Source organism: Alteromonas sp. AMM-1 (assembly GCF_047290655.1).
In the GTDB taxonomy this organism is placed as follows: domain Bacteria; phylum Pseudomonadota; class Gammaproteobacteria; order Enterobacterales; family Alteromonadaceae; genus Alteromonas; species Alteromonas mangrovi.
Genome location: NZ_JBLBUE010000015.1, coordinates 40,447 through 52,670 on the forward strand (window position 1 = coordinate 40,447; position 12,224 = coordinate 52,670).

Consider the following 12,224-nt stretch of genomic DNA (forward strand, 5'->3'; position numbering starts at 1 on the left):
TATCATCCAAATGCTCGCTTTATCAGTAACAACCGTTAAAAAGGAAATAACATGCCAGAAGGTCCGGAAATACGCAGAAGCCGCGATAAGCTTGCGCAGGTGTTAATCGACGCAAAGGTAACCCACGTTGATGCAGGGCACTCTGCCATTCAATCACATCGCCAGGAATTTACCGGCAGCACAGTTATAAATGTAGAGAGTCTGGGCAAAGCCATGCTGGTTCATTTTGATATTGGTTTGTCGGTGTATTCTCATAATCAGCTTTATGGCCTGTGGTATGTCAGGAAGAACGGCGAATACCCGAACACTAATCGCCAGCTTCGATTTGGCCTGCACACTGCCAAAGGCGCAGCACTGTTGTACAGCGCTTCAGACATCAGTGTGTGGCCGACCGCCGAAATCCAATCGCATCCCTTTTTAGTTAAACTCGGACCCGACGTGCTGAATGATTGCCCTTCTGTGGAAGAGATTACCGAACGGTTGATGATGACGCGCTTTCAAGGACGAAAGCTGGCCAGTTTGTATCTTGATCAGGCATTTCTGGCGGGAATTGGCAATTACCTTCGCAGTGAAATCCTGTTTTTCGCCGGCGTGCATCCGGATTTGCGGCCTAAGGATTTGACGGCAGAACAGCTTAAGGCATTGGCTTGCGTATCAATTGAGGTTACTCAACGCGCCTATAAAACGGCGGGATACACCGTCCCAGATGCGTTCTTCCGGTATGCCAAAAATCACAAGCTGCCCTATGAGGCCAGCCGCTTTATGGCATTTAATCGTGATACCCAGCCGTGCCGGGTGTGTGAGACGCCGATTGTCAGAATGGAGCGTGGCAATCGGCGCATTTATGTTTGTAAGCAGTGCCAGCCGGGCGGGTGAACGACCGGCCTTCGAGAGCAACTAAAAATTGTAGCGGGCAAATAACGTATATGCACTGGAGTCAGAGTATTTTACATACTCCAAACCTACCGCCAGCTCATTAAAATTGTACAGGCTGCCCAACCGATACGCTTTTTGGTCAGAGCCCTTTTTCCATTTTTGCCATTCCAGCCCGCCGTAAACTTCTACATTATCGGTGAGCATGTGGCGTGCGTGCGAAGACACGCTGTAATGACTGGCTGAGTCTTCAAAATCACCTTGGGGAATAGAGAAATCAAATGCGATATCTCCATAGTTCAAACGCACATCAAATACGGTATTCTCGCCATACGGCATTTGGTAACCCACGCCTACCTGCCAGTTGGTTTCTTCCAGTGTATACGACGAAATGTTGTCGTCCACCATGCGAAAACGGCCCGTTGTAAATATTGAGTCAGTCAGTTCAACACTGCCTTGAAATTCAAAACCGACCAGGTCGAAGGGTTGCAAATCCGCATAATCTGCATTCACGTAACCAGCCTGCACAAAATTATAAGAGGGGGTTTCTGCCATAACGGACGCCGAGAGCAGGCTGCCGATAATCAATCCAATGTACTTTTTCATTTTTTATTCCTTGTAAATTCACAATCCGACCCGAGCGTACACTCGGTCGGGTCAAATAGAGGTGAAAAAACGAGATAAGTTCAACACATTGATTTAACTGGTTATTGTTTGAGCACTTAGCTGTTGTCGGTGGCGTTAGCGTGGCGAATAAAATCCTGAACATAAGGGATGGTATGATCGACCTCGCGGACCCCTAAATAGATATGCTTATGAATGCCACTTTCACCAATTGCCAGGCTGGTGATGGGAAGTCGGTTGGCATATTCTTCAACCAGCCATCCGGGTAGCGCGCACACACAGCGGCCGGCAGCCACCATTTGCAGCATGATTTCTGTAGTTTCAATGGTTTTGTGTTGTTTTACCGTACAGCCCGCGGGCGTTAAAAATTGACTGAAAATATCCAAACGCTGGGGTTCAACCGGGTAGGTGATAAGCACTTCATGTTGCAGTTGTTCCGGCTTCACGAACGCGTGCTGAGCAAGTGGATGGGAGCGGGCAACCACCAGACGGTGTTCATAACCAAAAACAGGAGTAAAGGTGACGCCCGGTTTAAACAGCGGATCAGGCGTTACCAGCATATCTATTTCGTACTCGAATAGCGCTGCCATGCCCCCAAACTGAAAAGCCTGTTTTACATCAATATCCACATCCGGCCATGTTTCGAGAAAGGGCGACACCACCTTTAACAGCCACTGGTAACAAGGGTGACATTCCATGCCAATGCGCAACATACCCCGTTCGCCCCTTGCAATTTGCGACACCAGCAATTCCGTGTGCTCAAATTGAGGCAATACGCGTTTTGCCAACCTGAGCACTTCAAACCCTGCCCGGGTAAGGCGCAACCGGCGACCGTCTTTTTCCCAAAGTGGCGTGTCCATCTGCTGTTCCAGCTTTTTAATGCTATGACTCAGTGCGGATTGGCTCAGGTGCAGGGAGTCGGCAGCCTGTGTGAGGGTGCCCTGTTTTTCGATGGCATGAAGGATGGCAAGGTGGATTCGTTCTAACATTATTTAATGAGTAATGTGCATGGAATTGCGTAAATCTACCAATATTTTTCATGTATGTATTCATTCTTTTTATTATGGTGCGTTTAGCGCTTCAACCTGCCCGGCTTATAGGGTAAGGTCTTTGATCATTATTTGATCAATTCTAATAAGAATAACAAACATCCAATAGTATGCTTTTTAACTCATTCGAATTCATTTTTGCATTTTTACCCCTGGTGATCCTGCTGGTATGGGCGTTTGGCCGTTTTGCGTCGTTTAAAGCGGTTGTGGCTTTGCTGGTAGCGGCATCATTGTTTTTTTACGGCTGGTGGAACCCGGTTTATCTATTGATCATCGTGTTGTCGATGGTGATTAATTATCAATTGGGCAAGCGACTCAGCAGGCGAAAAGAAAAGCCACTGTTGTATGTTGGGGTCTTGCTCAACCTGTTCGCACTTGGCTACTACAAATACACCGACTTTGTGTTGGAAAACGTGAATCTGTTACTCGATTCCCCAATACCTTTGCCACACATCGTTTTGCCGCTGGCTATTTCCTTTTTTACTTTCCAGCAAGTCGCTTATCTGGTGGATTCTTATCGAGGCGAAACAGTAGAGAAACACCCTCTCGATTATGCCTTGTTTGTAACGTTTTTCCCCCAGCTAATTGCCGGACCCATCGTTCATCATAAAGAAATGCTGCCTCAGTTTGCAGAAGGACATGCATCCATTACGGCGAAAAATATGGGTGTTGGTTTGTCTATTTTCGCCATGGGGTTGTTTAAAAAGGCCGTGATTGCCGACGGTATTGCGGGCTATGCAAACAGCGCATTTGTTACCGTAGATACTGGCGGTACGCTGGATTTTTTTGAAGCCTGGGCTGGTGCGCTTGCTTACACGTTCCAATTGTACTTTGATTTTTCGGGGTATTCGGATATGGCCATTGGTCTGGCGCGTATGTTCGGCATTGTTTTGCCACTAAACTTCTATTCGCCTTATAAAGCCGTGAACATTTCTGAGTTTTGGCGGCGCTGGCATATGACACTATCCCGGTTTCTGCGGGATTATTTGTATATCGCGTTAGGCGGAAACCGCAATGGCAACGTTAACCGTTATCGCAACTTATTTTTAACCATGGTACTTGGCGGTATTTGGCACGGTGCAGGCTGGAATTTCCTGATTTGGGGTGTGCTACACGGTAGCTATCTCATGGTTTTCCATGGCTGGCGCAATTTGTGCCCGGCCTTACATGCCTCAAAGCACATGTTCGCCATGGGAGTAGCCTGGCTGGTTACTTTCCTCTCTGCGGTAGTGAGTTGGGTGTTTTTCCGGGCGACCACCTTTGATGGCGCGGTAACCATGTTAAAAGGCATGGTTGGGCAATTCGGAGTAAGTATTCCTCAGGGTATTTTGTCAAGGCTGGGGTCCTCTGTAACGTCAGTACTTGATGCTGGTGGTATTACAGCCTCTTCAGCCAGCAGCAGTGCATTTGTGTCGGTGTGGATTTGGAATGTATGTCTGTTAGTTGCAGTACTGGTGCTGCCCAATACGCAGGACATGTTTAGCCGCTTTAATGGCTCACTCAGTAACCTGTCGTTCAGTAAACACGATGCATTTTGGCCGGGACATAAATGGGTAACACGATTCACCTGGCAAACAACAACAGGTTGGGCGTTGTGGATGGCAATTTTATTTGTGGCCGGTGTAATGACCCTGTCGCAAGTCAGTGAATTTTTATACTTTCAGTTTTAATTATGCATTATTTACGTAATCTGCTTTTGTTCATTGTTAGCTTGTTTTTACTGGCCGGGGCGCTAAATGCATTCGTAGATCCATATGGATTTTACTGGTCGCCAACATTCGAGGGCTTTAACGCCAGGAAAACTCAGGCCGATGAGCGGGTGAGGGAAGTGACCCCCTATCGGGCCTTGGAGTTGCAACCTGATACCCTGTTGATTGGCAGCTCGCGTGTTCAACTGGGCTTTGCTGCTGAATCTGACTCATTTGGAGAACGCTCTGTTTTCAATCTGGCCCTTCCGGGCTCAGGCCTCACAGAGAACCTCAAATATGCGTTATTGCATGTCAAGCAAAATCCCAATTTACGTACCCTGATCATCGGGGTGGATTACCGCTATTTTCTGAACAATTACGGTAACGATCCAGGGCCGTGGACAACACAGCAGCTAATGGACAAGTACAATAAGAATCCTGAAACCACAGTGGAGAAAATCCAGCGCATCTACCCGGCGTTGTTTTCGTTGGACACGCTACAGGACTCTTTTGCAACCGTGATTCAGCAGAGGGGGTTATACAACCATATTACGCGTCTTGGCAGTAATACGGGTGATTATTATCTGGCAACCATTAAAGCAGAAGGCAAGCAGCGCTTTTTTACACATCAGCAAAGTGGCGTACAACAGCGCTTCGAGCGCGAACAATACCGCTATCGTGGTGAGCATGGTTTATTTGGAATAGGGATGTACCAAACCTTTATCGATGAGTTGGTTGCTAAGCATCCAAACGTAACCCTGTATACGTTTATTAACCCCTATCACCAGTCTTACTGGCGGGTTATTAAGCAAACGGGTCATTGGCCGGATTATTTGCAGTGGAAGCGTGACCTTGCAGCGTTGGCTGATATGTATCCGCAATTCCCTTTTTATGATTTTAGTTTGCCTTCTGTAGAAACGTTGGAAGATCCGGATTATGCCAAAAATCGCGAGCCAATGGTTTGGTTCTGGGAGCCCGCGCATTATCGGCCTGCCATGGGCGATCGTATTATCGAAACGATGTTCGCGTCAGAACAGGAAAATGCCGACTGGCCGATACGCTTAACCGGTAACAATATCAACAGAGCCATAGCCCAAAGTGAAGCGGGACTGAGTGCTAAACTTACCGGTTTGGATTAACTACAAACACCTGTGGCGAATTTAGGTAGTTAGCACGCGGAGCCCAAACGGCTCCATCGCAGAATGTGTTTTTTCAGGATGCAGCAGCTTGCGCCGTTTTAACCCGGTTGATATCTGTGATTGGCGGTGCACCGAACAAGCGGCTGTATTCGCGGCTGAACTGCGACGGACTTTCATAACCTACTTTATAACCTGCTGCGGCGGCTTCGATGCCTTCGTGCAACATCAAACGGCGCGCTTCGTTAAGGCGAAGGTGCTTTTGGTATTGCAGCGGTGACATACTGGTTACCGCTTTGAACGTGCTGTACAGCGACGACTCGCTCATGTGCACAGCGTTAGCCAAAGATTTTACTTTTAGTGGCGAATCAAAATTGTCGCGAATGATTTCAATGGCCTTACTGATGCGGTTGGCATTGGTATCGTAGAGCATAAACTGGCGTAACTGATTACCGGCTGGCCCTTTGAGCACGCGATACATTAACTCGCGCTTTAACATGGGCAGCATAATCGGAATATCCGAAGGTGATTCATGCAGCGACAGAATGCGTTTAAACGTAGAGAGCATGTCGATATCGGCATTGATAACCTTAATACTGCATTCCTTGCCGCACGTAGGCGTGCCTACATCGGCCATGTCGATCAATAATTCCGATAACTCACGCAAATCCAGCGCAATACTTATTCCTACGTAAGGCTCGTTATCACATGCCTGCACGATTTCACCGATTACCGGCATCATGATGGGCACCATCAGGTAGTCCAGCGCGTTGTATTGAAATACATTTTCACCCACGTACAGCTTTTTACTGCCTTGCAGTAACAAGCACAGCATGGGTTCATAAATCGCTGGGCTGGTGCAGGTTTTTGAATTACTTCGCAGCGTACGCACACCCGGTACCCGGGTTTCCATGAGCCCATTTTCCTGACTCACGCGCGCGGTCAGTTCGATTAACTCTTTTTGATAAGTATGTACCTGAGGGTTCATGGTGTCTCCTGAACAGCAATTCGTTTCTGAAAGTAAGTATAGAGTGTAATATTTACTCAGCCAATTTGTAGAATCAGGCATTGTAGGATTAGGCAATGATTGTGTAGGTTTTGGCAACTGTTTCTACGGAGGTATCCTCTTAAGCTATTGTACTTATTAGTCTACATGGATTTTGTTGTCATATTTTCTTACAAATTGGCAAGTCTTGCCTGATACTGTGCGTGCATTGCCTGATTCTCCAATGGTTAGAGAAATGTGCAATGATTGCCGAGTTTCAGATATTATCGTTCCCCCTTTCTAAATTTACACTTCTCACTTCTGAATGAGCACTCTCGATTGCTCATATTTATTTTGAAATCGTCCCAAACAGGAGTGAGACATGTCAACACGACACACCGCCAGGCTATTTTTACTAAGCGCTATTGCCACCGTTGTACTCGCTGGTTGTGGTAGCGATGCACAACAACCCGCCCAGCAAATGACGGCGCCAACGGTAAGCGTGGCTGAAGTTGTTAATATGCAAGTTAGTGACTGGGATGAATTTAGTGGCAGACTCAGTGCCCCTGAGTCTGTGACATTAATGCCACGCGTATCTGGTTACGTTAACCACATTCACTTTAAAGAAGGCGCGTTAGTTAAACAGGGTGAGGTTCTACTTGAAATCGACCCAACACCATTTGAAGTTGATGTTGCCAGGTTGCAAGCAGAACTGGACAGTGCAGCCAGCCAGTTAACGCTTGCTAAAAATGACTATGAGCGCGGTCAGCGTCTTAGCAAACAACAGGCAATCTCTCAGGAGGCCCTTGATGGTCGCTTCGCGGCATTACAACAGGCACAAGCCAATGTGTCTGCCATCAGTGCAGCACTGAAACGCGCCGAACTGGATCTGTCTTACACCAAGGTAACCGCACCCGTATCCGGACGGGTATCTCGTGCCCACATTACACAGGGTAATTATGTTACTGCCGGTCAGAGTGCACTTACCAGTATTGTGTCAGTTGACGAAATGTACGCCTATTTCAGTGTTGATGAGCAAACTTACCTGCGTTATGTGCGCAGCGAAGTCATTCAGAGTGGGTTTGATAACAACAACGCCAATCAACCCGTTGCGCTGGCGTTGTCTGGTGATAACGCATTCCAGTACCGCGGCTACATTGATTTTGTAGACAACCAGGTCGACCAGCAAACCGGCGGCATTACGGTAAGAGCACGTTTTAGTAATGACGATGGCGTGTTAATGCCTGGTCTGTATGCGCATATTCGCCTGGCAGGCAGTCAGCCACACGACGGCATTTTAATTGATGAAAAAGCCGTGGGTACCGATTTAAACAACAAGTTTGTGTTGGTCGTGGCGCAAAACAACGCCATTGAATATCGCCCAATTACCTTGGGGGAATCTGTGGGTGATCTGCGCCTGGTCACCTCCGGTCTTCAACCTGGCGACACTATTGTGGTAAATGGGCTGCAGCGTGTCATGCCCGGTATGACAATTAATCCAGACCCGATCCCAATGGCCGACGACGCCACCTTAACGGCTATTGCTACATCACAAGCCATGCTGGATCCCACACAAATTGCCTTGTCTGCCTCGTTTGACGTAACGGCAACGCAATAGGAGTCATTATGTTTTCCCGATTTTTTATACATCGACCGGTGTTCGCATCGGTCTTATCGCTGCTGTTTATTATTACCGGTAGCATCGCCGTGTGGCAGTTGCCGATCACGGAATACCCGGAAGTCGTGCCGCCTACCGTAGTAGTCACCGCCAGCTATCCGGGTGCTAATCCACAAATCATTGCTGAAACCGTGGCGTCACCTCTGGAGCAGGAAATCAACGGCGTTGAAAACATGTTGTATATGTCTTCACAAGCCAATGCCGATGGCCTGATGACTTTAACGATTACCTTTGCCATCGGCACCGATGTCGATTTGGCACAGTCGCAGGTTCAAAGCCGGGTTGATCGCGCCGTGCCGCGCTTACCTCAGGAAGTACAAAGATTGGGCGTAGTAACAGAAAAATCCTCACCTAACCTTACCTTGGTGGTGCACCTTTATTCGCCTAACGAACGCTACGATATGTTGTATCTGGCAAACTATGCCACGTTAAACGTGAAAGACGAGCTAGCAAAAATAAACGGTGTTGGTCAGGTTCGTCAGTTCGGCGCAGGTGAATTCAGCATGCGTGTGTGGCTGGACCCAAATAAAGTGGCCGCACTGAATCTCACTCCTTCAGACATTGCCAGTGCCATTCAGGAACAGAACCAGCAGGTTGTGGCGGGCAGTTTGGGTGCACAACCGGTAAAGCGAGCTGATTTTAATATTCTGATGAATGTAAAAGGCCGTTTGAGCAATGTGGAAGAGTTTGAAAATATCATCATTAAAGTGGGTGACAACGGTGCGATCAGTCGCCTTAAAGACGTGGCTCGCATCGAGTTAGGCGCAGACTCTTATGCCCTGCGCTCCACCATCGATAACAACCCTGCTGTCGGTATGGGGGTATTCCAATCGGCTGGTTCAAACGCCATTCAGATTTCAGAAGATGTGCGCGCGACTATGGCTATATTGGCTGAAAACTTCCCGGAAGGTGTGGCTTATGAGCTGGCCTACGACCCGACGGTGTTCGTGCGTGGCTCAATTGAAGCCGTGGTAAAAACCTTACTTGAAGCCGTTTTGCTGGTTGTGGTTGTTGTAGTGCTGTTCCTGCAAACCTGGCGAGCGTCTATTATTCCGCTGGTGGCGGTACCTGTTTCCTTAATTGGTACCTTTGCTTTTATGCAGGTCATGGGTTTTTCGTTAAACGCCCTGTCGCTGTTCGGCCTGGTGTTGGCCATTGGGATCGTGGTGGACGACGCCATTGTGGTGGTGGAAAACGTCGAGCGTAATATCAGCGAAGGCTTGTCGCCCGTAGAAGCAACTACCAAAGCCATGAAAGAAGTGACCGGCCCAATTGTGGCAACAACACTGGTACTGGCGTCGGTATTTATTCCTACCGCTTTTATGACCGGCTTAACCGGGCAGTTTTACAAGCAGTTTGCACTAACTATTACCATTTCTACGTTTATTTCGGCGATTAACTCGTTAACGCTGAGCCCTGCTTTATCAGCCTTGTTACTGAAAGGCCATGACGCCCCCAAAGACGGGCTTACCCGATTGATGGACAAGCTGTTCGGTGGCTGGTTGTTTGCGCCGTTTAATCGCTTCTTTGCGCGCCTGTCCAAAGGATATGGGAGCGTGGTGAAGAAGATTATCCGATTCGGTGTGGTAGTGGTGCCGTTGTATGTGGTGTTAGTGGGCGTAACGGGTTTGCAGTTTGCCACTACACCTACCGGGTATATTCCCGCGCAGGACAAGCAGTACCTGATTGCGTTTGCTCAACTGCCTAATGCCTCGTCTTTGGATAGAACCGACAGCGTCATTTCGCGTATGTCCGAGATTGCCCTTGAGCACCCAGGCGTTGCTAATACGATTGCATTTCCTGGACTGAGTGTAAATGGATTCACCAACGCCACCAACAGCGGTATTGTGTTTGTGACGCTGGATGACTTTGCAGAACGCACGGATCCGTCTTTGTCGGCAAATGCCATTGCCGGTGCACTTAACGCCAAGTATGCCTCTATTCAGGAAGCGTTCGTAGCCATCTTCCCACCCCCGCCGGTGCTGGGGCTGGGCACCATTGGTGGATTCCGTCTGCAAATTCAGGACCGTGCTGGTTACGGCTTTGAAGCCTTGAATGATGCCACTATGCAGGTGATGCAGAAAGCCTGGCAGGATCCGGTGCTGGCCGGCGTGTTTTCAAGCTATCAGGTGAATGTACCGCAACTGGATATTGACATTGATCGCGAGAAAGCCAAACAGCAGGGCATCGATCTCAATCTGTTGTTCCAAACCCTGCAAGGCTACATGAGTGCGACGTATGTGAACGACTTCAATCTGTTTGGCCGCACCTTTCAGGTAAATATGCAGGCAGATGCGCCGTATCGCGTAACTGCCGAACAAGTGGGCCAGCTAAAAGTGCGTAATCAGGCGGGTCAAATGGTTGCTTTGGACTCTTTCATTCAGGTTCGTGACGTTGCTGGACCCGACAGAGTGATGCACTACAACGGCTTTCCTACTGCTGAAATTAACGGTGGCCCTGCGCCGGGTTATAGCTCGGGTGAAGCTCAGGCAGCGATTGAAAAGATCCTGGCTGAAACCCTACCTAACGGTATGACTTACGAATGGACAGAGCTGACGTATCAGCAAATCCTGACGGGCAACGCCAATATGCTGGTCTTCCCACTGGTGATTGTGTTGGTATTTATGGTGTTGGCGGCGCAATACGAGAGCGTGCGTCTGCCGCTGGCCATTGTGTTGATCATTCCGATGACCTTGCTGTCGGCATTAAGCGGTGTACTGCTATATGGCGGCGACAACAACATTCTTACCCAGATTGGCTTTATTGTGCTGGTGGGGCTGGCCACCAAGAACGCCATCTTAATTGTGGAATTTGCCAAAGAGTTGCAAGACCAGGGGCTTTCGATCATGGACGCCATTCTGGAAGCAGGCCGACTGCGGTTACGCCCAATTCTGATGACGTCCATTGCGTTCATTATGGGGGTGGCGCCACTGGTGTTTTCTACCGGTGCAGGCGCGGAAATGCGTCAGGCAATGGGCGTGGCGGTATTCTCTGGCATGATTGGTGTGACTATTTTCGGCTTGCTATTAACCCCACTGTTTTATTTCCTGCTGGCAAAGCGCCAGCCTAATACCGCCGTTAAAGCATTATCACCAGAAGGAGAGGCGCATGCTTAAGCTTACTCGTATCGCCAGCGCAATGTTACTGGCCGGCATGGTTTCTGCCTGTGCAGTGGGGCCTGATTACCAGGTTCCCGATAAAGTATCGACTGTTGAGCTAACAACGTCCTACCAAACTGCCGATGCTGTGAAAAGCTGGTGGCAGGCTTTTGAGGACGAGACCTTGTCGTCTTTAATAGAGCTGGCGCTGACGGAAAACCGATCATTGCACGAAGCGCTCGCCAACGTGCGCCGTGCGCAAGCGGTGTTCAGTGAATCTGGTGCTCAGCGTTGGCCTCAGGGCAGTGTGTCCGCAGGCTATCAGGCGGTTGAAAATACGTCGTTGCTCGACGCCGACGATGGCGTACAGCTGCGCGGCTTCAATACCGGACTGTCATTGAACTGGGATGCTGATTTGGCTGGCAAGCTGATGCGAGCAGAGCAGGCAGCCTTAGCCAGAGCTGAACAAGCCAACTTGCTGTGGCGCGATGCCCAACTGCAGGTGATCAGTCAGGTGGTAAACAGTTATGGGCAATATCGTGGTGCGCAGATTCGGTTAGTGTGTGCGCAGATGAACCTGGCCTTTCTGCAGCAAAGTCGGGACGTGATTCAGGCGCAGGTTGATGCAGGAACCGTAACCACCTTTGAGCTAGCGCAAATCGATACCCAAATACACCGGGTTGAAACGGATATCCCATCGATGCGTATCGCTCAGGCGACGGCTAAACGCACACTGGCGGCGTTAGTAGCTCGTCAGGCTGATGAACTTGAGTTGGGCGGTGCCGCCAGTTTACCAACATTGCGATCACCATTGCCTGTAGCGCAAGGCGAAAACTACCTGCAATACCGTCCTGATGTGGCCAGTGCAGAGCGCGCCCTTGCCGCTTCCGTCGCTGATATTGGTGTGGCCACCGCGTCGCTTTATCCGTCACTCTCTGTTACTGGGTTTCTGGGCTTTTTGTCATCGCCAGGTCTGGCATTAAACAGTGCTTCGCAAAGCTGGAGCATTGCGCCCACGTTGCAATGGTCGGGGCTAAACTGGTCGGCAGTAAAAGCACAGGTGCGTGCAGCAAATGCTGACGCTGATGCGCAG

Annotated in this window: 9 protein-coding genes; 6 read left to right on the forward strand and 3 right to left on the reverse strand. The window is 49.2% G+C overall.

The window, feature by feature from the left end:
• The first annotated feature begins 51 nt into the window (after window positions 1-51).
• Window positions 52-876, forward strand: a complete 825-nt coding sequence (gene nei / locus ACLR2L_RS05130) for an endonuclease VIII (protein WP_413366271.1) — start codon at window positions 52-54, stop codon at window positions 874-876.
• 21 nt (window positions 877-897) lie between these two features.
• Here the strand turns inward: nei and ACLR2L_RS05135 are convergent, their stop codons facing one another.
• Both ACLR2L_RS05135 and ACLR2L_RS05140 read right to left on the reverse strand, forming a co-directional pair.
• The gene (locus ACLR2L_RS05135) at window positions 898-1,479 is read right to left on the reverse strand and encodes an outer membrane beta-barrel protein (protein ID WP_413366273.1); all 582 of its coding nucleotides are present in this window, start codon (window positions 1,477-1,479) and stop codon (window positions 898-900) included.
• A gap of 116 nt (window positions 1,480-1,595) precedes the next feature.
• The gene (locus ACLR2L_RS05140) at window positions 1,596-2,486 is read right to left on the reverse strand and encodes a LysR family transcriptional regulator (protein ID WP_413366275.1); all 891 of its coding nucleotides are present in this window, start codon (window positions 2,484-2,486) and stop codon (window positions 1,596-1,598) included.
• 170 nt (window positions 2,487-2,656) lie between these two features.
• On the opposite strand from ACLR2L_RS05140, the gene ACLR2L_RS05145 reads away from it, so the two are divergent.
• Both ACLR2L_RS05145 and ACLR2L_RS05150 read left to right on the forward strand, forming a co-directional pair.
• A complete protein-coding gene (locus ACLR2L_RS05145) occupies window positions 2,657-4,216 on the forward strand; it encodes an MBOAT family O-acyltransferase (protein WP_413366277.1) in 1,560 nt (519 codons plus the stop codon).
• A gap of 2 nt (window positions 4,217-4,218) precedes the next feature.
• Entirely contained in the window at window positions 4,219-5,373 is a 1,155-nt protein-coding gene (locus ACLR2L_RS05150) for a hypothetical protein (protein ID WP_413366279.1), read from the forward strand.
• 73 nt (window positions 5,374-5,446) lie between these two features.
• Here ACLR2L_RS05150 and ACLR2L_RS05155 read toward each other — a convergent pair whose 3' ends face one another.
• Window positions 5,447-6,358 (reverse strand): AraC family transcriptional regulator, encoded by a 912-nt coding sequence (locus tag ACLR2L_RS05155; RefSeq protein ID WP_413366281.1) that lies wholly within the window; start codon window positions 6,356-6,358, stop codon window positions 5,447-5,449.
• Between the two features lie 379 nt (window positions 6,359-6,737).
• Between ACLR2L_RS05155 and ACLR2L_RS05160 the strand changes: the two genes are divergently transcribed.
• The 3 genes from ACLR2L_RS05160 to ACLR2L_RS05170 all read left to right on the forward strand — a co-directional run.
• Window positions 6,738-7,973: an efflux RND transporter periplasmic adaptor subunit gene (locus ACLR2L_RS05160; protein WP_413366283.1), complete on the forward strand. Its 1,236-nt coding sequence runs from the start codon at window positions 6,738-6,740 to the stop codon at window positions 7,971-7,973.
• A gap of 5 nt (window positions 7,974-7,978) precedes the next feature.
• Window positions 7,979-11,149 (forward strand): efflux RND transporter permease subunit, encoded by a 3,171-nt coding sequence (locus ACLR2L_RS05165; RefSeq protein ID WP_413366289.1) that lies wholly within the window; start codon window positions 7,979-7,981, stop codon window positions 11,147-11,149.
• Window positions 11,142-12,224, forward strand: a 1,083-nt coding sequence (locus ACLR2L_RS05170; protein ID WP_413366285.1) for a TolC family protein, incomplete at its 3' end; no start/stop codon positions are given. The genes ACLR2L_RS05165 and ACLR2L_RS05170, both read left to right, overlap by 8 nt.